This is a genomic window from Paraburkholderia sp. J7 (assembly GCF_905220155.1).
Classification (GTDB): Bacteria; Pseudomonadota; Gammaproteobacteria; order Burkholderiales; family Burkholderiaceae; genus Paraburkholderia.
Map to the genome: position 1 here is coordinate 300,080 of NZ_CAJMYZ010000006.1, position 22,495 is coordinate 322,574.

The 22,495-nt window shown below is 64.0% G+C and carries 18 protein-coding genes and 1 tRNA gene; 5 read left to right on the plus strand and 14 right to left on the minus strand.

All coding sequences use genetic code 11. The features are described from left to right. Positions 1–99: 99 nt before the first annotated feature. Positions 100–2,199 carry a M3 family metallopeptidase gene (locus U5A58_RS12680; RefSeq protein WP_321908991.1) on the plus strand — a complete coding sequence of 700 codons (2,100 nt, stop codon included), beginning with the start codon at positions 100–102 and terminating at the stop codon, positions 2,197–2,199. 82 nt (positions 2,200–2,281) lie between these two features. Here the strand turns inward: U5A58_RS12680 and U5A58_RS12685 are convergent, their stop codons facing one another. Further along, positions 2,282–3,568 (minus strand): amidohydrolase family protein, encoded by a 1,287-nt coding sequence (locus U5A58_RS12685; protein WP_321961672.1) that lies wholly within the window; start codon positions 3,566–3,568, stop codon positions 2,282–2,284. A 271-nt stretch (positions 3,569–3,839) separates the two neighbouring features. Between U5A58_RS12685 and U5A58_RS12690 the strand changes: the two genes are divergently transcribed. Next, entirely contained in the window at positions 3,840–4,535 is a 696-nt protein-coding gene (locus tag U5A58_RS12690; protein ID WP_321961673.1) for an aspartate/glutamate racemase family protein, read from the plus strand. Positions 4,536–4,564: 29 nt separating this feature from the next. Here the strand turns inward: U5A58_RS12690 and U5A58_RS12695 are convergent, their stop codons facing one another. The 3 genes from U5A58_RS12695 to U5A58_RS12705 form a co-directional block, all read right to left on the minus strand. Continuing rightward, positions 4,565–6,640: a site-specific recombinase gene (locus tag U5A58_RS12695; RefSeq protein WP_321961674.1), complete on the minus strand. Its 2,076-nt coding sequence runs from the start codon at positions 6,638–6,640 to the stop codon at positions 4,565–4,567. Between the two features lie 489 nt (positions 6,641–7,129). After that, positions 7,130–7,206, minus strand: a tRNA-Met gene (locus U5A58_RS12700). 141 nt (positions 7,207–7,347) lie between these two features. After that, entirely contained in the window at positions 7,348–7,887 is a 540-nt protein-coding gene (locus tag U5A58_RS12705) for a PadR family transcriptional regulator (protein WP_321961675.1), read from the minus strand. Positions 7,888–8,087: 200 nt separating this feature from the next. Between U5A58_RS12705 and U5A58_RS12710 the strand changes: the two genes are divergently transcribed. Next, a complete protein-coding gene (locus U5A58_RS12710) occupies positions 8,088–9,077 on the plus strand; it encodes a nitronate monooxygenase family protein (RefSeq protein ID WP_321961676.1) in 990 nt (329 codons plus the stop codon). A 66-nt stretch (positions 9,078–9,143) separates the two neighbouring features. On the opposite strand, the gene U5A58_RS12715 is transcribed toward U5A58_RS12710, so the two are convergent. Continuing rightward, the gene (locus U5A58_RS12715) at positions 9,144–9,764 is read right to left on the minus strand and encodes a 2-hydroxychromene-2-carboxylate isomerase (RefSeq protein WP_321961677.1); all 621 of its coding nucleotides are present in this window, start codon (positions 9,762–9,764) and stop codon (positions 9,144–9,146) included. Positions 9,765–9,956: 192 nt separating this feature from the next. Here U5A58_RS12715 and xth point away from each other — a divergent pair, with 192 nt between their 5' ends. Beyond that, on the plus strand, positions 9,957–10,742 hold the full coding sequence (gene xth, locus U5A58_RS12720; protein WP_321961678.1) for an exodeoxyribonuclease III: 786 nt from the start codon (positions 9,957–9,959) through the stop codon (positions 10,740–10,742). A gap of 9 nt (positions 10,743–10,751) precedes the next feature. On the opposite strand, the gene U5A58_RS12725 is transcribed toward xth, so the two are convergent. The 5 genes from U5A58_RS12725 to U5A58_RS12745 all read right to left on the minus strand — a co-directional run bounded on the left by U5A58_RS12725 (position 10,752) and on the right by U5A58_RS12745 (position 17,761). Further along, complete coding sequence (locus tag U5A58_RS12725; RefSeq protein ID WP_321961679.1) at positions 10,752–12,845, minus strand: prolyl oligopeptidase family serine peptidase; 2,094 nt, start codon at positions 12,843–12,845, stop codon at positions 10,752–10,754. A 117-nt stretch (positions 12,846–12,962) separates the two neighbouring features. Next, a complete protein-coding gene (gene ntrC, locus U5A58_RS12730; protein WP_321961680.1) occupies positions 12,963–14,546 on the minus strand; it encodes a nitrogen regulation protein NR(I) in 1,584 nt (527 codons plus the stop codon). 69 nt (positions 14,547–14,615) lie between these two features. After that, positions 14,616–15,758, minus strand: a complete 1,143-nt coding sequence (glnL, locus tag U5A58_RS12735) for a nitrogen regulation protein NR(II) (protein WP_321909009.1) — start codon at positions 15,756–15,758, stop codon at positions 14,616–14,618. A 203-nt stretch (positions 15,759–15,961) separates the two neighbouring features. Next, positions 15,962–17,377, minus strand: coding sequence for a type I glutamate--ammonia ligase (gene glnA, locus U5A58_RS12740; RefSeq protein WP_042264808.1), 1,416 nt, complete (start codon positions 17,375–17,377; stop codon positions 15,962–15,964). Between the two features lie 15 nt (positions 17,378–17,392). After that, positions 17,393–17,761 carry a hypothetical protein gene (locus U5A58_RS12745; RefSeq protein ID WP_321961681.1) on the minus strand — a complete coding sequence of 123 codons (369 nt, stop codon included), beginning with the start codon at positions 17,759–17,761 and terminating at the stop codon, positions 17,393–17,395. A gap of 80 nt (positions 17,762–17,841) precedes the next feature. On the opposite strand from U5A58_RS12745, the gene U5A58_RS12750 reads away from it, so the two are divergent. Continuing rightward, positions 17,842–18,306, plus strand: coding sequence for a rhodanese-like domain-containing protein (locus tag U5A58_RS12750; RefSeq protein ID WP_321909010.1), 465 nt, complete (start codon positions 17,842–17,844; stop codon positions 18,304–18,306). A 114-nt stretch (positions 18,307–18,420) separates the two neighbouring features. Here U5A58_RS12750 and U5A58_RS12755 read toward each other — a convergent pair whose 3' ends face one another. From U5A58_RS12755 to U5A58_RS12770, 4 genes are all read right to left on the minus strand, one after another. Then, a complete protein-coding gene (locus tag U5A58_RS12755; RefSeq protein ID WP_321961682.1) occupies positions 18,421–19,278 on the minus strand; it encodes a competence/damage-inducible protein A in 858 nt (285 codons plus the stop codon). A 37-nt stretch (positions 19,279–19,315) separates the two neighbouring features. Further along, positions 19,316–20,149, minus strand: a complete 834-nt coding sequence (locus U5A58_RS12760) for an EI24 domain-containing protein (RefSeq protein WP_321909013.1) — start codon at positions 20,147–20,149, stop codon at positions 19,316–19,318. A 138-nt stretch (positions 20,150–20,287) separates the two neighbouring features. Then, the gene (locus U5A58_RS12765) at positions 20,288–21,340 is read right to left on the minus strand and encodes a sterol desaturase family protein (RefSeq protein ID WP_321961683.1); all 1,053 of its coding nucleotides are present in this window, start codon (positions 21,338–21,340) and stop codon (positions 20,288–20,290) included. 21 nt (positions 21,341–21,361) lie between these two features. Then, positions 21,362–22,399, minus strand: a complete 1,038-nt coding sequence (locus U5A58_RS12770; protein ID WP_321961684.1) for a beta-propeller fold lactonase family protein — start codon at positions 22,397–22,399, stop codon at positions 21,362–21,364. Positions 22,400–22,495 lie beyond the last annotated feature (96 nt).

Consider the following 22,495-nt stretch of genomic DNA (forward strand, 5'->3'; position numbering starts at 1 on the left):
TGGAAAGTGCACTTGGCGCCCCAATAACCGAAGTATCGGGCACGCGCGCATGCCGCGCCCCGGTCCCCTAACCCGCGACAGACAGGAACAGGAAGCATCATGGCTACTACCCCCTCCGACAATCCGCTCCTCGATTTCACCGGCCTGCCGCGCTTTGGCGAAATCCGCCCCGAGCATGTGACGCCCGCGCTCGACGTGCTGCTCGCGAACGCAAAGGCCGCGGTGGAGCGCGCCGCGCAGCCCATGACGCCCTCGCAATGGAGCGACGTGGTCGAGCCGGTCGAGCGCGCCAGCGAGCCGCTTTCGCGCGCCTGGGGCGTGGTCGGTCACCTGAACGCCGTCGCCGACACACCCGAGCTGCGCGCCGCCCACGGCGAGAACCTGCCGCGCGTGACCGAATTCTGGTCGAGCGTCGGCCAGAATCTCGAACTGTTCAAGAAGTACAAGGCCATCACGAATCACAACTCGTTCGAACTGCTCTCGGGCGAGCGCAAGAAGATCCTCGACAACTCGCTGCGCGACTTCCGCCTCTCGGGCGCGGAGCTGCCCGAAGACCAGAAGCCGCGTTTCGCCGAACTGCAGGAGCGCCAGGCCGCGCTCGCCAAAGCCTTCTCCGACCACGTGCTCGACGCGACCAATGGCTACGCGTTCTACGCGACGAGCGAAGCCGATCTCGTGGGCCTGCCCGAAGACGTGATCGCCGCCGCGCGCGAAGCCGCCGAGCGCGAGAACAAGGAAGGCTGGAAATTCACGCTGCACTTCCCCTCGTACTTCCCGGTGCTGCAGTACTCGGAAAACCGCGCGATGCGCGAAACGATGTACCGTGCCTACGTCACGCGCGCATCGGAACTCGGTCCCGTCTACGGTGGCGGCAAGGCCGAATGGGACAACACGGCGATCATCGAGGAGCAACTGAAGCTGCGCGCCGAAGAAGCGAAGATGCTCGGCTACAACAACTTCGCTGAAGTCTCGCTCACGCCGAAGATGGCGGAAACGCCGGCCCAGGTGATGAGCTTCCTCGAAGACCTCGCCACGCGCGCGCGTCCGCACGCCGAAAAAGACTGGGAAGAGCTGCGCGAATTTGCCGCGAGCGAACTGGGCCTCGCGCAGATCGAACCGTGGGACATGGCGTTCGCCGCCGAGCGGCTGCGTCAGAAGCGCTACTCGTTCTCGGAGAACGAGGTGAAGCAGTATTTCCCGGAAGACTTCGTACTGCAGGGCCTGTTCAAGGTCACGGAAACGCTGTTCGGCGTGCGCATCCGTGCAGACAGCGCGCCGGTGTGGAATCCCGATGTGCGTTTCTTCCGCGTGGAAAACGCGGACGGCACGCTCGTCGCGCAGTTCTATCTCGATCTCTACGCGCGTGAAGGCAAGCGCGGCGGCGCATGGATGGACGACGCGCGCTCGCGCCGCAAGCTCGAAGGCAACGGCGTGCAAACGCCCGTCGCGTATCTCACGTGCAACTTCTCGGCGCCGGTGGGCGGCCGTCCCGCGTGCTTCACGCACGACGAAGTCATCACGCTCTTCCACGAGTTCGGCCACGGCCTGCACCACATGCTCACGCGTGTGGACGAACTGGGCGTATCGGGCATCAACGGCGTGGAGTGGGACGCCGTCGAACTGCCCTCGCAGTTCATGGAGAACTTCTGCTGGGAATGGGACGTGGTGCGCGAGATGAGCTCACACGTCGAAACCGCCAAGCCGCTGCCGCGCGAACTCTTCGACAAGATGCTCGCCGCGAAGAACTTCCAGAGCGGTCTCGGCACGCTGCGCCAGATCGTGTTCTCGATGTTCGACATGGCGCTGCACGTCGACTTCGACGCTTCGAAGGGCAAGAGCGCGAACGACCTGGCGCGCGAGATCAACGAGCGCTATCACGTCATTCCGCAGACTTCGTTCTCGCGTTGGCCGAACACGTTCAGCCATATCTTCGCGGGCGGCTATGCGGCCGGCTACTACAGCTACAAGTGGGCCGAAGTGCTTTCCGCCGACGCCTACGCAGCCTTCGAGGAAGCCGCGCAGGCCGCGAAGTCGAGCGTGCTCGACGAAGCGACCGGCACGCGCTACCGCAAGGAAATTCTCGAAGTGGGCGGCAGCCGCCCGGCGATGGAGTCGTTCAAGGCCTTCCGCGGCCGCGAGCCGAACATCGACGCGCTGCTGCGTCACAACGGCATGGAGCAGCCGCCGGCACAGTCATGATCACGTGACTCGCTCGTAAGCGATCCGAACTAAAACCGCGCATGGGTGTGCAACCCATGCGGTTTTTTGTTGCCTTTGCGTTTTATCGATGCAGCCTGAAATCGACGCTTTCCGGCCGCCCCTCGAGCGAAAGCGCCGCGCGCTGTGCAGGTTGCCGGCTCACCACCCTGCCCCGGCTCACGACTGCGAGCCGCGCTGCGCGCAACCGGATCGCCTCGATGGGGTCGCGCGCGTCGAGCACGACGAGGTTCGCCGCGCAACCGGGCGCCACGCCGTAGCCTTCAAGGCCAAGGATCGTCGCGGCATTCACGGTCACCGCGTCGAAGCAGGCGCGCGAGGCGTCGGTACCCGTCATCTGCGCGACGTGCAGACCCATATGCGCGACTTCGAGCATGTCGCCCGAGCCGAAGCTGTACCACGGGTCCATCACGCAATCGTGGCCGAACGCGACGGTCACGCCTGCCGCCATCAACTCAGGCACGCGCGTCATGCCGCGGCGCTTCGGATAGGTATCGGAGCGCCCTTGCAGCGTGATATTGATGAGCGGATTCGCAATCGCCGCGACACCGGATTCGCGCATGAGCGGAATCAGCTTGCTCACGTAATAGTTGTCCATCGAATGCATCGACGTGAGATGCGAGCCGGTCACGCGCCCGTGCAGGCCCAGGCGATGCGATTGGGCCGCGAGCGTTTCGATGTGGCGCGAAAGCGGGTCGTCGGATTCGTCGCAATGCATGTCCACGCGCAGGCCCTTTTCGGCGGCGAACTCGCAGAGCAGGCGCACCGATTCGGCACCGTCCGCCATCGTGCGCTCGAAGTGGGGAATGCCGCCGACCACGTCCACGCCCATCGCGATCGCGCGCTTGAGATTGTCGAATGCGCCGGGGCTGCGCAAGACGCCATCCTGCGGAAACGCCACGAGCTGGAGATCGAGATACGGCGCGACACGGCGCTTCACTTCGAGCAGCGCTTCGACCGCGAGCAGCCGCGCGTCGCACACATCGACGTGCGAGCGGATGGCGAGCAGCCCCCGCGCGACGGCCCAGTCGCAGTACTGAAGCGCGCGCTCGACGAGCGCCTCCTGCGTGAGATGCGGCTTGAGCTCGCCCCACAGCGCAATGCCTTCCAGTAGCGTGCCCGACGCATTCACGCGCGGCAGGCCATACGAGAGCGTGGCGTCCATGTGGAAATGCGCGTCGACGAACGGTGCGCTCACGAGCGCACCCTCGGCATCGATCTCCTCGCGCGCCGCCGCCGCGAGATGCGGTTCCACGGCGGCAATGCGCCCGCCGTCGATGCCGATATCCACCGTGGGATACCCAGCGGGATGGGCATGCGCGAGCACCGCGCGGCGAATGATCAGGTCCATCTGCGGCTCCTTGTTCTGGTCGGGCGGCGAGTGCCTTTCGCATCGATTCTAGCGACGCCAGAATAGCGCCGCCATCACCGTAACCGGCATGACCGGCGGCGCGGGGTCGCAAGCATGCGCTTTCGCGGTCCGCGTACTTAACAAACGTACTGTATGCGAGCCGCGCCCATGACCGTACCGCGTCGGATCGGCCTGAGCGTACCTGTACGGCGCGCCGGACGCGCCTATACTCGTGCGGACTGACTAGTCCAAGGGCGTGAGAGGAAAATCGATGAAGACGATCGGCGTGATCGGAGGAATGAGCTGGGAATCGTCGGCCGAGTACTACCGGCTGCTGAACCGCCATGCAAAAGCGCGACTGGGCGGGCATCACAATGCGCGCAGCCTGATGGTGACCGTGGACTTCGCGCAAGTCGAGGAGCTTCAGCGCGCGGGCGACTGGGACGCACTCGGCGTGCAGATGGCCGACGCCGCCCGCCAGCTCGAACGCGGCGGCGCGGACATCGTGCTGCTCGCGACGAACACCATGCACCGCGTATGCGCGGCGATCGAGGCGACAATCTCGATTCCGTTCCTGCATATCGCGGACCCGACCGGCCAGGCATTGCGCGCCGCCGGCGTCACGCGCGCGGCGCTGCTCGGCACGCGCTACACGATGGAGCAGGACTTCTATGTGGGACGGCTGCGCGCAGCACACGGTATTGAGGCGATCGTACCGAACGAACACGATCGCGCGGATGTGCATCGCATCATCTATGACGAGTTGTGTCACGGCAATGTGAATGCGCAATCGCGCCGTGTCTACAAGCGCGTCATAGAAGACCTCGCCGCGCGCGGCGCGCAGGCCGTCATTCTCGGCTGTACGGAAATCACGCTGCTGATTGGCCCGAAGGATTCGACCCTGCCGGTATTCGACACCACCGCGTTACATGCGCAGGCTGCGGTGGATTGGGCATTGGAGGCCTAACCGCACCCCTCGCATCGCGCCGGCTCAGTTCAGCCTGCTTCGCCTGGCGCATCATGACCCGCTGCGAGATGCGTGCGCGGAGGGAAAAAGAAGTCCCTCGGATGACGGCGCAAGCGACTCAACACATCGCCGAGCAGCCGGCGCGTTTCGCCAAAGGTGACGTTGCGCGCGCGCAGCGCGACCCACATCGCAAGACTGAAGCTCACGAACAGGTTAATCGTGCCGATCGCCCAGGTTCCCGCCATGGCGCCCAGGAGCAAGGTCTGGGGTACCCCAAAATCGAGCGATACGCTCGCGAACCCGGAGTACGTGGACGCAAACGCGACGTGCCGGATGTCGAGCGGCAGCCCGAGCAGCATGCCGGCCACCCATACCGCGCTCAACATGAAACCGAATACGAGGTTACCGATCAGCGCACCGAGATTGCCTCTGACATAGTTGGCAATGCGTTGCAGATTGCGCTCGCCAAACACACGCCTCGCCCAGCGGATGTGCGTAATCCGCTCGGGAATGCGCTCGTAGATACACAGGTTGTCGCAGTAGCCGTTGATCTGACCGGCGAAGAAAAGACAGACGCCCGCAAGCGCCGCGTAGACCAGCGTGGACGGTTTGAACGCCACCTCATTGAGCAGTCCCGTGGCCCTGGCCGCGCTGATTAACGGATGCCCTGTTGCCCACCGGTACGCAAGCCCGATCAACATCGCGACCGGCACGGCCAGCGCCACGTTGCCGAAGATCGCCGCGGTCTGGCTGCGCATGGTTCGCACAACCAGCGTCACGAGGTGCTCGAGGTCGCGCCCGCCCTTGCGGCTGCTGTCCTTGATTGCCGCGGCCAGTACGTGGGCCGTCATCGCGGGCTGCTTGGTGGCCACGGTGCCGCGCAGGATGTGAATCAGCACGAAGCCGAGCCCGTAGTTGAGCCCGAAGGCGAACGATTCGTTGAGCGGCGTCCAGCCATACCCCGCAATGATGAACTTGAGCGCCGACATGAAACCGATGATGAAACCGCCGAGCAGCGCCGAACGTAGCAGCGCAAAGTAATCCTTGCGGCTTGCCGCAATATAGTGCTCGCCCGCATGGCCGGCATTCTCGGTCACGCGCAGTGCGATCAACTCGACATTCTGGCGGAAGTAATCGCGCAAATTGTTGCGGCAGCATTCCGCCTGAATGAGCCCGGATGCGAGGTCGGCGATCATCGGCAGCACGATATCGGCCTCGAGTGACTCGCGCAGGGCCGCCACCAGGTCGATCAGCGTTTCGGCACGGGAGAGATGCTGGTTCAAGCGCAGCAGATGCAATGTCAGCGAGACGCTGGTGCCAGCGCGCGCCGCGCGTTTGCGAATCCGGTCGCCAACGGCGCGGCACTGATCCAGCAGCACCGCAACGTGTTGCGAGTCGATGCCAGCGGTGCGTGCGGGCGACGTCTCGAAGCTCGCAATGTAGGCCAGTATTTCCTGGTTTTGTGCGATGAACGGCGAGCGTTCCGATTCGAGCATCGGGTCGTGCCGCAGCATTTCGGGCTCGAGGCCAATGGCGGCAATCCGGTAAGACAGCACGCGCAACGCTTCGAGCACTTGATGCAGAGGCTGCACCGCGCCCGGCGCGTCGCGTGCGCATTCTTCCTCTGCGTCTTCGTCGAATCGCAGCGCGCGCAGCAGGTCGGTCCACGCGTCGACACCCACCTCGCGCACCCACAGATGATCGCTTGCGCGCCCGAAGACTTTGGCGATCACATCGCGCAACTGGCCCAGATCGAGCAAATCGGGCAGCAGCGTGCTGCGAACGAGCCGGTGCGTCACTTCGGTGAAAAAACCGTTGTTCGGGAAAATGCCAACGTCCGTATACAGTGCCACCTGTTTGCGCTCGGTCAGCAGGCGCCGCAGCGCGCCGCGCAGCGCGGCTCGATAGTCGCTGCGATGCTCGAGCAGAAAGCAAAGCGTGTAGACCGCATGTCTGGCCGTCTCGCCATGGAAGGCGCGGCGTGGGCGGATCCTGCTGACGAGGTCGCTCAGAAGCACAATGTCTGACTCGCTCGCATCGACGAAGCCATCCAGAACGCGCTCGAGCGCCGACTGATGGGTATCGGAAGTGACGGGTTTCTTCATGGGGTTGCGGGCAAAACGGTACGCACGTTCGGGGGGCGACAAGGGACGAAAAAGGCTGCCGCCTGCCGGTCGACTGGTCAGCAAGCGCCGGCAGCAGAGAAGGTTAAGGGCTGCTGGACAGCGGACAAAGTCGGAAGTCGCCTCGACTTGTCAGCGGTCAAGTCGGCCCGAACACGCCAGAAACGTCGAATGAATCCACCCTGTGAGCGCTGACGTCATGCGAGCGATGGTGGTCGCTATGCGCGAGTCGGCCGTCTTGATGAGCGGGATGCGTAAGGTAGAAAAAGCCGCTCGCGGCGGTTTCATGGATCGGCACAAAGCCTTGCCGCAACGGGTTACGGAGGAAGCTTCGCGCCTGCGATGCGAGGAAGATGTGTGAGTGGCGACGACTGCCGAGCAGTTCGTACCGGATTTCGCTGGACAACAAAAAACCCGCTCAAGAGCGGGTTCATTTGCGTGACGGCTTGTACAAAACGCCTGATTAGGCTTTGGTTGCGGGGGTAGGATTTGAACCTACGACCTTCGGGTTATGAGCCCGACGAGCTGCCAGACTGCTCCACCCCGCGTCCGTCAGAGAAAAGAAGTATAAGGCTTCGAAGCCATTCCGTCAAACATCTTTTTCATTCAGGTGACACATCACGCCTTCAACCATCATCGAGCGCGCGCTCGTCACACCGAGATTACTTCGGACACCCTGGCAAATTGGACTACGCCTGCGCAGGTTCCACCAGCGGCCACACCTCTTCTGCCCAGGCAAGCCACATCTCCTGCGTATGAATGCCCGCCTTGAGGATCGCATACTGCAACTGCTGCCCGCGCGTGAGCGAAGGCGATCCAAAATCGCGCTGCTCGATCTCCCGATACGTCGCGAGCCGCGCGCGGTTTTCCGCGATGAGCCGCGCGAGTTCCTCGGCGAGGCCGAGCGGCCCGATCACGGCATCGGCACGCAGCTTGAGCAGGAACACGTTGCGCGAGTCGAGATCGAGCACCGTCTCGCGCGCCCAGCGCGCCACCTCATCGCGCCCCACCGGCAACACGCAATACACCTTCTTGCGCGACGCGGCAGCCGTCTCGTCCTCGACGACCGATACCCACCCCGCCTCGACCATGCGGCCCAGTTCGCGATAGATCTGTTGATGCGTGGCATGCCAGAAGTAGCCGATCGCGCGATCGAAGCGGCGAGCGAGGTCGTAGCCCGACGAAGGCTTCTCCAGCAAGGCGATGAGGATGGCGTGCGGCGTCGACATGCGGCGATTCTAAACCACGCCCCACCCAATGCCGGACCTGTTGCGGATCGAATTTTTCCACTATGCAACTGGTTGCATAGTTTCGACGGCTTTGCTATGTTTAAGCCTGCCAGCCGGCGCCAACGCCGGCGCAACGCGTCACGCAACAAATCACGCGACGGCAGCCGCACCCGGCCGCCGCCCCAGTCAAGGAGATATGGATGTCCCTGCCCGCCGTGCTGCGCCGCGGCCTGTCGATTCCGGTCGTCGGCTCGCCGCTCTTCATCATTTCGAATCCCGATCTTGTGATCGCCCAGTGCAAGGCGGGCGTCGTTGGCTCGTTCCCTGCGCTCAATGCGCGGCCCGAGCACGTGCTGGGTGAATGGCTGGACCGCATTACCACCGAACTCGCCGAATACAACGCGAAGCACCCGGACGCGCCGGCGGCGCCGTTCGCCGTGAACCAGATCGTGCACAAGTCGAACGACCGCCTCGAGCACGACCTCGGCGTTTGCGCGCAATACAAGGTGCCGATCGTCATTACGTCGCTCGGCGCGCGTGAAGAAGTCAACCATGCAATTCACGCATGGGGCGGCATCGTGCTGCACGACGTCATCAACAACACGTTCGCGAAGAAGGCGATCGAAAAAGGCGCGGACGGCCTGATCGCCGTGGCCGCCGGTGCCGGCGGCCATGCGGGTGTGCTCTCGCCGTTCGCGCTGATCCACGAGATTCGCGAATGGTTCGACGGCCCCTTGCTGCTTTCGGGCGCGATCGGCAACGGCAACGCGATTCTCGCGGCGCAAGCGGCAGGCGCAGACCTCGCCTATATCGGCTCGGCGTTCATCGCCACGCATGAAGCGAATGCCGTCGACGCGTACAAGCAGATGATCGTCGACGGCGCCGCCGGCGATATCGTCTACTCGAATCTCTTCACGGGCGTGCACGGCAACTATCTGCGCCAGAGCATCGTCGCGAGCGGCCTCGATCCGGAAGCGCTGCCGCAGTCGGATCCGTCGGCGATGAATTTCGGCTCGACGCGCGTGAAGCCGTGGAAGGACATCTGGGGCTCGGGCCAGGGCATTGGCGCGGTGAAGAGCGTCGTGCCGGCCGCCGAACTCATCGAGCGTTTGAAGCGCGAATATCAGGCAGCGCGCGTACGTCTGGGCGTGGCCACCGCACCGCAAGCCGAGGAGCAAGCCGCGCTTTGATGCGCGGCGCGAGGCGGGGGCGATCGTGCAGCGCCCGCCTCGCTTAGTCATGAAGCAGCGCGCGCGTTATGTGCGCAATTTCACGCGCGCGATTTCCTCTTCGACATCGCGCAACTGATCCTTGCCGAAGTACATCTCGTTACCGACAAAGAACGTCGGCGAACCGAATGCGCCGCGCTCGACCGCCGACTGCGTATTCGCCAGCAACGCGGCTTTCACGTCGGCGTCCTGAATCGCCGTTTCAAACGCGGTGGCGTCGAGACCATCTGCCTCGAGCGCTGCGCGGATCACGGCAGCGTCGTCCATCTTGAGCCCCTCTTCCCACATGTGCGCGAACATACGGTCGACGTAGCGTTCGAACGTGCCGTCGCGCTGCGCCGCAACCGCCCCGCGCATGATTTGCAGCGTATTCACCGGAAAGTGCGGATTGCGCCGATAAGCCGTGAGTCCGTGCCGCTCGACGAAGCGCCGCATCTCCAGCATCATGAACTTCTGCTTGTTTTCGACACCCGCGAACGCCTCGCCTGGCGAGCAGTTGCCGCTTAGCTTGAAGAGGCCGCCAAGCAGTATCGGCACATAGTCGAAACGCACGTGCTGGCGCGCCTCGATGTCGCCGATCACCTTATGGCACAGATACGCGTTAGGACTGCCGAAGTCGAACAGAAACTGCACGTTGACGTCACCCATTGTGTCTCCCCTATGTAAATTCGCGCAGCTTTGCCCGCGCGCGCCGACATCCTAAGATACTGGAAACCGCGCTGCCATCAACGACCGCGAGACAAGCACCATGATGCAAAAGAAAGCCGTACCGGTCATCGGCGCAGGCGATAATGGCGCCGAAGTGCACAGCAAGCACACCGTCACCTTATCGAGCCTCACATGAAAATCGCAACGTGGAACGTCAATTCCCTCAAGGTCCGTCTGCAGCACGTCATCGACTGGCTCAACGAGAGCAAGACCGACGTGCTTTGCCTCCAGGAACTGAAGCTCACCGACGACAAGTTCCCCCGCGCCGACCTCGAGGCGCACGGCTATCGCAGCTGGTTCGCGGGCCAGAAGACCTATAACGGCGTGGGCATCCTCGTGCGCGAAGGTCTCTTCGTCGACGAAGCCACGGTCGTGCGCAACATTCCTGGCTTCGAAGATCCGCAGCAGCGCGTGATCGCGACGACCATCGGCGATGTGCGCGTGGTGAGCGCCTATTTCCCGAACGGCCAGGCGCCGGGCACCGAGAAGTTCGCGTACAAGCTGCAATGGCTCGACGCCATGCACGACTGGCTCGCGCAGGAAATGCAGCGCTACCCGAAGCTCGCGCTGCTCGGCGACTACAACATCGCGCCCGAAGACCGCGACGTGCACGATCCTAAGGCCTGGGAAGGCCAGAACCTCGTCTCGCCCGAAGAACGTACGCAGTTCCGCCGGCTGATCGACCTGGGCTTCGTCGACGCGTTCCGCCAGTTCGAGCAGCCCGAAAAGATCTTCACGTGGTGGGATTACCGCATGTTCGCGTTTCGCCGCAACGCGGGCTTGCGCATCGATCACATCCTGCTTTCGCCCGCGCTCGCGGGGCACCTCACCGCATGTGAAGTGGACAAGGTGCCGCGCAAGTGGGAACAGCCTTCGGATCACACGCCGGTCATCGCCACGCTCGATGTTGCCGGCTGAACGGCCGCCTTACCAGCTTCCCGCGAGCGTGGTCCACAGAAAGCGATAGACGAGCGCGTCATATTCCGCGCGCTCGAGCGAGTCGCTGCCGGGGCCGTGGCCGCCTTCGGTGTTCTCCAGATACCAGACGTTCGCGTGCCCCTGCTTCTCCATGCGCGCGACCATCTTGCGCGCGTGCGAGGGGTGGACGCGGTCGTCGCTCGTCGACGTGGTAAACAGCGACGGCGGATACGCAACGCCGGGCTTCACGTGGTGGTATGGCGAGTACGCGGCGAGCGCGCGTGATTCTTCGGCATCCTCAGGATCGCCGTATTCGTCGATCCATGACGCGCCCGCGTGCAGCAACGGGTAACGCTGCATGTCGAGCAACGGCACCTCGCACACCACCGCGCCAAACAGTTCGGGACGCTGCACCATGCACGCGCCCACGAGCAGTCCGCCGTTGCTGCCGCCCTTGATGCCCAGTTGCGCGGCGCTCGTATAGCCGTCGGCGATCAACTGTTCGGCCACGGCGATGAAGTCGTCGAACGAGCGCTGGCGATGCTCGCGCTGCGCCTCGACGTGCCAGGCCGTGCCGTACTCGCCGCCGCCGCGAATGTGCGCGATCGCCACGACACCGCCCTGCTCCAGCCAGCCGATGCCCGAGCCCACCAGATATTGCGGCGTGAGCGCGATCGCGAAGCCGCCGTAGCCCGTGAGCAGGCACGGCGACGCCTGGCGGGACCCGGCTTCCAATACGGCCTTCGGACCGATCACGGTGAACGGTACGCTCGTGCCGTCGGCCGAGCGCGCGTGCGAGCGGATGACCGTGAGCGGTCCGGCATCGAACTGCGTGGGCCAGCGGTCGAGCAATTCCCACTGCTGGAGGTCAGTTTGTGCGAGATCGGCGAGCCAGTATTCCGGCGGCAGCAGGTAATCGTCGACGTCGACGAATACCTCGTCGTTGAGCGTGTCTTCAATCGGCGAGACGTCCACCTGCGAACTCGCACGTGCGGGAAACACGCGAGACTCCCAGCGCCACGCGCCATCCTCCTGCCGCGGCTGCCAGAGCATCGTGCGGCTCTCCACGTCGTCGAGCCACGAAACGATCAGGACGTTTAGCGTATTGGTCCAGTCGCATGCCGACGTAACGGGAGTCGGCGTGAAGAGCGCCGTGAACGCGCGATCGCCTGCGAGGAAAGCGTCCTCGCGAATCACGAGCAACGCGCCGCCCTTGTACGTCACGCCCGCAACGGTCCAGTCGAGGCGCGGTTCGAGCAGCAGCCAGCCATGCCACGCGCCCACCGAGACATGCGTGGGCACGTCGTACACTTGCCAGTCGCCACGCTCATCCAGGCGATAGGTATAGGAATCAAAGAAGTCGACGCTGCGCACCACGTCGTGGCGCTTTTCAACCGGGTCGTAGTCGCCCTCGACGCTGATGTCGTCGAACTCGCCGCTGAATACCACCGGTGCGTCCGCGAGCGCCGTGCCGCGCGTCCAGCGGCGCACCTCGCGCGGGTAGCCAGAGCGCGTGAGCATCTTCTTGCCGCCTTTGCCGCCCGCGTCCCATCCCAGGTACACGCTATCGCGATCGATCCACGAAATGATGTGCTTGCCTTCCTTCGCAATCGCGAAGCCATCGCTCACGAATTCGCGTTTCACGATATCGAACTCGCGCACGATGACCGCGTCGGAGCCGCCATCGGAGAGCTGGATCAGCGCACGGTCGCCGTCCGGGTAAAGGACGTCGATACCCGCGCACACCCATGGCTTCCCTTCTTTCGCACCGAGGGCGTCGAAGTCGATGAGCGTTTGCCACTGCGGCTTGTGAGCGCGCCAGTCGGCCCAGAGCGCGCGGCGCCACAGGCCCTTGGGATTGTCCTCGTCCTCCCACAGGTCGTAGGCCCACTGCTGCCAGCGGCTCGGGATCACGGGCCGCTCGCGAGGCAGGTAGGCCTGTGCGAGGCGCTTTTCCAGCGCCTCGAAACGCGCACCGCCCTGCCACGCGGCGCGCGTGCGCGCATTCTGCGACTCGACCCAGGCCATGACGGCCGGGTCGTCGAGCGATTCGAGCGAAAGGAAGGGGTCGGCCTCGGCGGGCCAGGGAGAAGTCACGGGCATGATCGGTCGTCGACAGGAAAACAGCGTCGATTATGCCCTGTGTGCGCACCGGCGCACTTTGCAACGGGCCGGCTCGCATTGCGCGAGGCCGGCCCGATGCCACATGCTAACGCACGCTCATTCCAGATTGAGTTCCTGGATCTTGCGCGTAATGGTGTTGCGTCCAATGCCAAGACGCTCGGCGGCCTCGACCTTGCGACCGCGCGTGAAGTCCAGCGCCTCGCGGATCACGGCGGCTTCGAAGCGCCGCGAGAGTTCGTCCATCACGTCGGCGCTGTTCTCGCGCAAGAGACGCGCGACTTCCGTGCGCAAACCGCTCTCCCACACGCTCAGCGTCGCGACGGCAGCCGCGGCACCGTTGGACGCGCCGAACGCAGGCGTGCCGAACACCACGCCGCCCGAGACGCCGCCCATGGCGCCAGGCAAGCCCGCGCCCGCCAAAGCACCCGCAACGGGCGATGCAGCGCTCGCGCCATTGGCCGCCGCACTGGCTTCGGCTGCGGCCGATGCATCGCCGAGATGCGCCGCCGCGCCCGCAGAGCCGTGCGCAGGCACGAGGTCAGGCGGCAGATCCTTGATCTCGATGGTCTGCGCGGGCGCCATCACCGTGAGCCAGTTCGCGAGATTCTCGAGCTGACGCACGTTGCCCGGAAACGGCAGCGCGGACATCCAGGCAAGCGCCTCGTCCGAGACGCGCTTGGGCTCCACGCCCAGTTCGCGCGCGCTCTTCTGGAGGAAGTGGCGCGTGAGCAACGGAATGTCCTCGCTGCGTTCGCGCAGCGCGGGCAAACGCAGGCGAATCACGTTGAGCCGGTGATACAAGTCCTCGCGGAAGAGGCCCTGGCGCACACGCGTTTCGAGATTCTGGTGCGTCGCGGCGATCACGCGCACGTTCGCGCGCAGCGGATTGTGTCCGCCCACGCGGTAGAACTGCCCGTCCGAGAGCACACGCAAGAGGCGCGTTTGCAGATCGAACGGCATGTCGCCGATTTCGTCGAGGAACAACGTGCCGTTCTCGGCCTGTTCGAAGCGGCCCTGGCGCATGGCCTGCGCGCCCGTGAACGCACCGCGCTCGTGGCCAAACAGTTCGGATTCCAGAAGATCCTTCGGAATGGCAGCAGTGTTCAGCGCAATGAACGGACCGTTCGCGCGTGGGCTATGTCGGTGCAAGGCGCGCGCGACAAGCTCCTTTCCGGTGCCAGACTCGCCCGTGATGAGCACGGTGGCCGCAGAATGCGAAAGCCGTCCGATGGCGCGGAACATGTCCTGCATGGCCGGCGCCTGGCCGAGCATCTCGGGCGCTTCAGCGGGACGCTCGTCCCACTGCTGCTCGCCGCGCATGCTTTCGTCCACGGCGCGGCGAATCAGCTCGACGGCCTTGTCGACGTCAAAGGGCTTGGCGAGATACTCGAACGCGCCGCCCTGAAACGCGGCGACCGCGCTGTCGAGGTCCGAGAACGCCGTCATGATGATGACGGGCAACCCCGGCACACGCTCGCGCACGGTTTGCAGCAGCTCGAGGCCCGAGCCGCCCGGCATGCGGATGTCGGAGACGAGCACCTGCGGGCTGTCGTGATCGAGCGCGCTCGCGGCTTCGCGCACGTTCGAAAAGCTGCGGGTCGCGAAGTTCTCGCGGGCAAGGGCCTTTTCGAGCACCCAGCGTATCGATTGGTCGTCGTCTACTATCCAGATCGGCTTCATAAGATCGGTCAGAAGTCCTGGTGGCGTGCAGTATCGGTAAATCCGTTAACGACTTGAGTCGTTGTTTGTTCAACTATCAAGCGGCAGCAATATCTGAAACTCAGTGTGGCCCGGCCGGCTATCCACTTCGATGAGTCCGTCGTGCTGCTGGACGAACGTCTGCGCGAGCGTGAGGCCGAGACCGCTGCCATCCTCGCGTCCGGAAACGAGCGGATAGAAGATGCGGTCGCGAATATCCTCGGGAATGCCGGGTCCGTTGTCAGTGATATGCAAGTCCAATGCCAGCTTGCACAGGCGTTTCGAAATCGTGATCTTGCGCGCAACACGCGTGCGCAATTCGATGCGCGCGTCGCCCTGCGAGATGCGCTCGCGCAGCGCCTGCGCCGCGTTGCGCACGATGTTCAGCAGTGCCTGGATCAGCTGCTCCTTGTCGCCGCGCAGGTCGGGCACGCTCACGTCGTAGTCGCGCTCGATCGTGAGGCCGCGCGGGAATTCCGCGAGGATCACGGCGCGCACGCGCTCGCAGACCTCGTGAATATTCACGTCGCCCACGATATGCGGATGGCGGTGCGGCTCCAGCAGCCGGTCGACGAGCGTTTGCAGGCGGTCCGACTCCTTGATGATCACCTGCGTGTACTCGCGCAATTCGTCGCGCTCCAGCGCGCCAAGCTCGAATTCGAGCAGTTGCGCGGCGCCGCGAATGCCGCCGAGCGGGTTCTTGATCTCGTGCGCGAGATTGCGGATCAGATGCTTGTTCACGGCCGTGAGGTCGTGAATGCGCTCCTCGCGATCGCTGCGCAGATGCCGCTCGTTCTCGAACAGTTCGAGCAACACATAGTCGGGCGCGCTTTCGAGAAAGCCCACCACCACATGCACGTTCAGCGGCTCGCGGCCGAGGCGTTCGAGTGAAGCGTCGAGCCGCGTTGCGTGAAAGCGATGCTCGGCGATCGACGCGATCGTCGAAAGCAATTCGTCCGCGTTCGAGAAGAGATCAGACCACGCCATCTGCGCGAGCTGACGGCGCGAGAGATCGAGCATCGCCTCCGCCGAAGGATTCGCGAAGGCGACACGCAGCGTGCGCTTGTCGAGCACGAGCACGACCGTGGGCAGCGCCTCGAAGCCGGGCAAAAGGCCCGACTCGATGAGCGGCGCGTCGCCGGAGAGCGGTTCGGCGTGGCCCTTTCTTGCCTTGATCAGATTCTTGAGCACCATGTTTCAGGCCGGCCGCCACGCGGCGCACCGGCTACGGTCCTGGTCGTTAGTACTGTTCAATGAGCGGGTCGGCGTGCATCAAGCGCCCAACGAAAAAGGGACGGCACCGCCGTCCCTTGGAGACCAACGCCTAAGCGTCCTGCGAGTCGTACAAACTGAACCGGCGCTTCGCTGTATAGCGTGCAGCGAAGCGCCATCGCCAATTACAGCGAGTAGTACAGTTCGAACTCGACCGGGTGCGTGGTCATACGCACGCGTTGCAGTTCGCTTTCCTTCAGCGCGAGGTACGCGTCGATCATGCCGTCGGTGAACACACCACCGCGCGTCAGGAACTCGCGATCCTTGTCGAGCGCTTCGAGCGCCTGGTCGAGGCCGGCGCAAACAGTCGGGATCTTTGCATCCTCTTCCGGCGGCAGGTCGTACAGGTTCTTGTCGGCGGCTTCGCCCGGGTGGATCTTGTTCTGCACGCCGTCCAGACCCGCCATCATCAGTGCCGAGAAGCACAGGTACGGGTTGGCCAGCGGATCCGGGAAGCGCGTTTCGATACGGCGGCCCTTCGGGTTCGACACGTGCGGAATACGGATCGATGCCGAACGGTTGCGTGCCGAGTAAGCGAGCTTGACCGGTGCTTCGAAGTGCGGAACGAGACGCTTGTACGAGTTCGTGCCCGGGTTCGTGATGGCGTTCAGCGCGCGAGCGTGCTTGATGATGCCGCCGATGTAGAACAGCGCGAATTCCGAGAGACCTGCGTAGCCGTTACCCGCGAACAGGTTCTGGCCGTCCTTCCAGATCGACTGGTGAACGTGCATGCCCGAACCGTTGTCGCCAACGACCGGCTTCGGCATGAACGTCGCCGTCTTGCCGTACGTGTGCGCCACGTTGTGGACGATGTACTTCAGTTGCTGCGTCCAGTCCGCGCGCTGAACCAGCGTCGAGAACTTCGTGCCGATTTCGTTCTGGCCCTGGCCCGCCACTTCGTGGTGGTGCACTTCGACCGGAATGCCGATCTGCTCGAGCAGCAGACACATTTCCGAGCGGATGTCCTGGAACGTGTCGACCGGCGCGACCGGGAAGTAGCCGCCCTTCGTGCCCGGACGGTGACCCGTGTTGCCGCCTTCGATTTCGCGACCCGACGACCACGGTGCTTCATCCGAGCCGATCTTCACGAAGCAGCCCGACTGGTCCGTGTTCCACTGGACCGAATCGAAAATGAAGAATTCCGGCTCCGGACCGAAGAAGGCGGTGTCGCCCAAGCCCGTGCTCTTCAGATAGGCTTCAGCGCGCTTTGCCAGCGAGCGCGGGTCGCGCTCGTAGCCCTTGCCGTCGGCCGGCTCGACCACGTCGCAGGTCAGGACCAGCGTCGATTCTTCGTAGAACGGGTCGATGAAGGCCGTGTTCGGGTCCGGCACGAGCAGCATGTCCGAGGCTTCGATGCCCTTCCAGCCGGCGATCGACGAACCGTCAAACGCATGACCCGACTCGAACTTGTCTTCGTCGAATGCCGACAGCGGAACCGAAACGTGCTGCTCCTTGCCGCGCGTGTCCGTGAAGCGGAAGTCGACAAACTTGACGTCTTCGTCCTTGACGAGTTGCATGACGTCGGCCACGGATTTACTCATAACCTATTCTCCTGATTAACGATTTCGGCGAACGCTGCCGCCGTCCCAATCTTGTTGATCCTCGCCGGCCGCCTCCTTCCCAGGTCCGTCCTGCTGACCTCGGCTGGCCGGCTGCGAATCGATCGAGACATATAAAGCAGCTTCCGTGCCATGCATGCGCCAACGTGGCGCAAATCCCTTTCGCGACACACACTTGCAATCAAAAATCGTGCGCCGCGCTTTTGTGGAGCCACCAAGGTGGCGACTCATCGGCACCAAATTCGTGCAATCCCGAATTTGGCGCGCGAATCTCTCTTTATTATGGTGCAAAACGCCTTGCATGCACCAACTTAATGCATTCCGCCCTTTATGTTGGTCAAGCACCGCGCGGTTGCGGATTTGCATTGCCCGGACCGGCCTCCTCGCTCCGTCCCCACGCGCTAGAATGGTTTCTTGGTCCAACGCGAAACAGGAGATCCGTTGTCATGAGTACGCTCGAACAGTTGTACGCCCAGGCCGAGAAGCGCCGCGTCGAGAACCAGCTGCCCTACGCGGGCGCGGTATCGCCCGCAGAGGCATTCGAGCTTCTGCAGCTCGACCCCCGTGCGCGCCTCGTCGACGTGCGCACGCGCGCTGAACTCGACTGGGTCGGCCGTCCCGTCGTGGGCGACGGCCAATACTCGCACGTCGAATGGACCCGCTATCCGGGCGGCGTGCCCAACGCCGAGTTCCTCACCCAGCTCAAGAGCGCCGTGGAAACCGACGCACCCGTGCTGTTCCTGTGCCGCAGCGCCGCACGCTCCAAGCTCGCTGCCATCGAAGCCGCAAAGGCCGGCTTCACGAAAGCCTATGACCTGCTCGAAGGTTTCGAGGGCGACAAGGACGGCCAGGGACACCGCAAAACCGTCACAGGCTGGTGCTTCCGAGGCCTGCCGTGGATCGGCGCGTAAAGCCCTGAAACCGCCCCGCTGCAACCCAACGGGCCACTCTGAGCGCCCCGTGTGACACGCCGATGATGCGCCGCCAGCCCTACCGCGCTATGCGGCGCACCTTGACTCGCTGACTCAAAACCCGGCGCGCGGCCCGCTGCGGCGCTCGCGATCGGGCGCGCCCTCGCCCGGCGCCGCCGGCTCGACCACATCGCCGCCCAGTTCGTGCACGCCTTCGCGCAGCTTCACGAAGGCGGCCGCCACGGCCTCGGGCTCGCCCTTCACGCCCAGATCGATATGCCGGCGCGCGTAAATGCCGCCGCGCTCCGTATCGCCCACGCTCGGCAGGCTGAACACGCGCACGCCCGGAAAATCGCGCTCGATGCGCTCCATGAGCGGCGTGAGCGTCGATTCCGGCAGCTCGAACACGAGCAGCGACTTCTCGGCGTGCGGCGTCTGGTGATGCAGGTGCGCGTACTTCGTGTCGAGCACCCACTCGATCATCGGCCAGGCCATCACGGGGAAACCGGGCACGAAGTGATGATCGCGAATCGAAAAGCCCGGAATCTTGTTGTACCCGTTCGGAATAATCTCGCAGCCCTGCGGGAACGTGCCCATCTGGAAGCGATGCAGATTCTCGGGCGACTGAAAGTTCACGGGATCGGCGCCCGTGTGCATGTCGCGAATCCGCTCGCGGATCGCCGCCTCGGCATCCGGATGCAGCGCGAGCGGCACGCCCAGCGCCGCGGCCGCGCACTGGCGCGTGTGGTCGTCCGGCGTCGCGCCGATGCCGCCCGTCGAAAATACGATGTCGCCCGAAGCGAACGAGCGCCGCAGCGTCTCGGTGATGCGCTCGGGGTCGTCGCCCACGTACTGGGCCCACTCGAGCGAGAGGCCGCGCGCGCCGAGCAATTCGATGACCTTCGGCAGATGCTTGTCGGAGCGGCGCCCCGAGAGAATCTCGTCGCCGATGATGATGACGCCAAATGCCATGTGTCGCCTCGCTGAATTGTCTTGAGTGTGGAGCGTGTTAGTGCACGATCGTCACGTCACCGGATGCCTGCTGCACTTCATGCGCGCGCATGCGCTGAAGCGCGCGCAGACAGTAGTGCCCGAACCAGAGTGCCGTGAACACCAGAATGAACGCGTAAATCCAGATGGTCACCGCCGCGAGCACCGGAAAGAACAGCAGCAGCCACGCGGAGACGGCCCAGATCGCCGTGGGCAACGAGCCGAGCAGCCCGCTCACCACGCCGATCACGAGCAGCGGCAGGCGGTGGCTGCGCACCAGCGCGCGGCGCTCCTCGACGGTTGCGTGCAGCGCTAGCGCGTCGTAGGTCATCACACGATACGTGAGCCAGCCCCACAAGAGCGGCGGAATGAGCGCGAAGAACGGCGGGATGAGCCAGAGCGGCAACGTCACGATCATGACGATCAGGCAGACGAGGGTCGTGACTAGCGAATAGAACAGACTGCCGTACCAGCTGCCGCCGCGCCGCATCTCGAGCATCGGATACTGGCGCTTCGAAAGATGGCCGATCACGCGCGGCATCGAAATCGCGACGATCAGCAGCAACACCGAAATCACGATGAGCGGAATCGTCAGGATGATGACCAGAAACGGCGCGATCGTCGCGCGCAGCCAGCCAAAGCCGAGTGCGTCAAAGAGATGGTAGAGGTAGGCCGTGGACGACCAGTTCGCGAGCGCGCCGCGCATGAGGTCGAGCAGCGGCTGCCAGAACACATAGAGCACGGCGCCCCACACCGCCGCCGCCACGAGAAACGGCACGAAGGTGAGGAGCAGCATGGCGGGATGGAACACGCTCGCGAGCGCGCGTCCGAACGAGCGCAACAGATCATTCATGCGAGCGGAATAAGGCGAAAAGGACGGGTGGAGAACACGGTGTCGGCGAAATCGGTGCGACCAAGCCGACAGCATAAACCACCGCGCGTACGGCGGGTAAGACGGGTGCGATGAAGGGGAAAGACGCCGCGCCGGCGTTCAGGTCACGGTGGCGTCGTCGCGTGCCTCGGCCCGCGCGGCAGTGGCCGCATGGGAACCCGAACGCAGGCGCCGCGCGATGCGGTTGAACGCATAACCCTGTTGCGCCCAAAAGCCTTCGCCATAGCGCGCGCCTTCGAGCTGGTCGCGAATACCCGTGGGCTCGATCTCGCGATTGAACGACGCGCTGCCGAACATCATGTCCCACCAAGGGAACAGCACGCCGAAGTTGCAGCCGTAGTGGGTGCCTTCATGGCCATAGCCAATGGCGTGATGGCGGCGGTGAAAACGCGGGCTCACGACCAGCCGCTCGCCGAGCCAGCCGAAATGCACGCGAATATTGGCGTGCTGCACGCTCTGCATGAAATTCGTGAGCGCCACCAGCACCACGAATTGCGCGGGCGGCACGCCAATCACGAGCGCGACGACGGCGAACATGCACGATTGACCGACCACGTCGAGCAGATGGTTGCGGTCATCGCACCAGAGCGACATCTTGCGCTGGCTGTGATGCACGGCATGCAGTTCCCACCAGATGCCGTAGCGATGCGAAAGCCGGTGGTACCAGTAGCTGAAGAAGTCGAGCACCACGAGGTAGATGGCGAATGCCACGAGCGGCTGCGTGGTCACGCCCGGCCAGAGATTGTCGAGATCCACCGTTTTCACGCCCATGAGCCGCAGCGCGCTCTGCGCGCGGTCGAAGAACGGCTGCATCGTGAAGAAGAACAGCAGGTTCAGAATGCCGAGGCGCGTGATCCAGGTGTAGAGCGCATCCACCCCTACCCCCTTGCGGTCACGCCACTTCTCCGCGGGCAGGAGCGCTTCGAGCGGGCGCAGCAAGGCGTACATCAGGCCCACTTCGAGCACACCCACGATCACCCAGTAGAGCGCGTCGTAGGTGTCTTCGTCCACGTCCATCATGCCGACGTGGAAAAGCAGCGGCTGAATCGCATTGACGTAGAGAAGCGTCTGGAGCCACGACACGAGGTCGTCCGCACCCGCAACCACGGCCTGCCCCGCGTGCGCGATCACCGCCAGCCCAGACGCCACCATGTCCACACGTCCTCCCGTTCTTCAGGCCCCGTTCGGCGCCGTCACGGGCGCGCGATCGTAGAAGTAGATGCCATGCGGCGAGCGGCCCACGGCGATGGTCTTGATGAGCTTCTTCGACTGCATGTCGATGAGGCCGATGTGCTTCGCGAAGCGGAACGTCACCCAAAGATAACGCTTGTCGGCGGTAAGTTCCATGTCGTCCGGACCGGGCATCAGGCCGCTGATCTCACCGGTCTTTTCGAGCGTTTCCTCGTCGATGATGCTAATGACGTTCGCCACGCGGCTCGACACCAGCACGTGGCGGCCGTCCACGAGCGAGCGGAAGTTGTGCGCGGCCTTGCCCACCTGGATCGTCTTGACGATTTTCTGGTTGCGCCAGTCCACGACCGCCACATAGTCGGCGCCGGTCATGCCGACGAGCAGGTACTTGTCGCCGGGCGTGAGCCACAGGCCGGCCGGTGCGGAACCGACCTTCATTTTCCAGAGCACCTTCTGCGTGGGCAGATCGACCGCTGCGATTTCGCCCGACACCTGCAGCGAAACGAACACGGTGCGGCTGTCGTTGGTGAACGCCAGGTGGCTCGGCATGGCCGAGAGCGGCAGGCGCTTCGCGAGCGTGATATTGCTGCCGCCCGCGTAGTTGTAGATGTCGAGACGGTCGAGGCGCAGCCCCGTGGTGACGAACCACTTGCGGTCGGGCGAGAAGCCGAGCTGATACGGGTCCTCGACGTTTTCGACCCAGCGCTGCGGCTTGCCGGTTTTCGGATCGACGAACAGCAGGTTGTTCGACACCGAGTTCGCGACGATCAGCGAAGTGTTGTCCGGCGTGGGAAAGAGGTGATGCGGTTCCTTGCCTGTGGGCACGGTGCCGACGACTTCGTGCGTCTTGTCGTCGATGAGGCTCAGCGTGGCTTCGCCGGAATTGAGGACGATAATGTTGTTCGCGTGCGCGGCCGTTGAAACCAGCGCGGCACAGGCGAGTGCGGCGGCAGCGGCCTTGGTGGCATAGCGGCCAAATGAGCGGCCAAATGAGCGGCTAAATGTGTTGTGGTTCGGCATGAAGAATCGTTCCCGGGCAGATTCGTGATTGTAGAACGTCTACCTGCACGCAAGGTTGACGTAGGGCCCTTGAAATATGAAAGGGGCGCAATAAAG

Bases quoted from the DNA above. Each gene is read 5' to 3' on its own strand.
- U5A58_RS12680 (WP_321908991.1), top strand. From the start codon at position 100: ATGGCTACTACCCCCTCCGACAATCCGCTCCTCGATTTCACCGGCCTG.
- U5A58_RS12745 (WP_321961681.1), bottom strand. From the start codon at position 17,761: ATGCAAATCCGCAACCGCGCGGTGCTTGACCAACATAAAGGGCGGAAT.
- U5A58_RS12690 (WP_321961673.1), top strand. From the start codon at position 3,840: ATGAAGACGATCGGCGTGATCGGAGGAATGAGCTGGGAATCGTCGGCC.
- U5A58_RS12760 (WP_321909013.1), bottom strand. From the start codon at position 20,149: ATGAATGATCTGTTGCGCTCGTTCGGACGCGCGCTCGCGAGCGTGTTC.
- U5A58_RS12765 (WP_321961683.1), bottom strand. From the start codon at position 21,340: ATGGTGGCGTCTGGGCTGGCGGTGATCGCGCACGCGGGGCAGGCCGTG.
- ntrC (WP_321961680.1), bottom strand. From the start codon at position 14,546: ATGAAGCCGATCTGGATAGTAGACGACGACCAATCGATACGCTGGGTG.
- U5A58_RS12695 (WP_321961674.1), bottom strand. From the start codon at position 6,640: ATGAAGAAACCCGTCACTTCCGATACCCATCAGTCGGCGCTCGAGCGC.
- xth (WP_321961678.1), top strand. From the start codon at position 9,957: ATGAAAATCGCAACGTGGAACGTCAATTCCCTCAAGGTCCGTCTGCAG.
- U5A58_RS12755 (WP_321961682.1), bottom strand. From the start codon at position 19,278: ATGGCATTTGGCGTCATCATCATCGGCGACGAGATTCTCTCGGGGCGC.
- glnL (WP_321909009.1), bottom strand. From the start codon at position 15,758: ATGGTGCTCAAGAATCTGATCAAGGCAAGAAAGGGCCACGCCGAACCG.
- U5A58_RS12705 (WP_321961675.1), bottom strand. From the start codon at position 7,887: ATGTCGACGCCGCACGCCATCCTCATCGCCTTGCTGGAGAAGCCTTCG.
- glnA (WP_042264808.1), bottom strand. From the start codon at position 17,377: ATGAGTAAATCCGTGGCCGACGTCATGCAACTCGTCAAGGACGAAGAC.
- U5A58_RS12770 (WP_321961684.1), bottom strand. From the start codon at position 22,399: ATGCCGAACCACAACACATTTAGCCGCTCATTTGGCCGCTCATTTGGC.
- U5A58_RS12710 (WP_321961676.1), top strand. From the start codon at position 8,088: ATGTCCCTGCCCGCCGTGCTGCGCCGCGGCCTGTCGATTCCGGTCGTC.
- U5A58_RS12750 (WP_321909010.1), top strand. From the start codon at position 17,842: ATGAGTACGCTCGAACAGTTGTACGCCCAGGCCGAGAAGCGCCGCGTC.
- U5A58_RS12725 (WP_321961679.1), bottom strand. From the start codon at position 12,845: ATGCCCGTGACTTCTCCCTGGCCCGCCGAGGCCGACCCCTTCCTTTCG.
- U5A58_RS12685 (WP_321961672.1), bottom strand. From the start codon at position 3,568: ATGGACCTGATCATTCGCCGCGCGGTGCTCGCGCATGCCCATCCCGCT.
- U5A58_RS12715 (WP_321961677.1), bottom strand. From the start codon at position 9,764: ATGGGTGACGTCAACGTGCAGTTTCTGTTCGACTTCGGCAGTCCTAAC.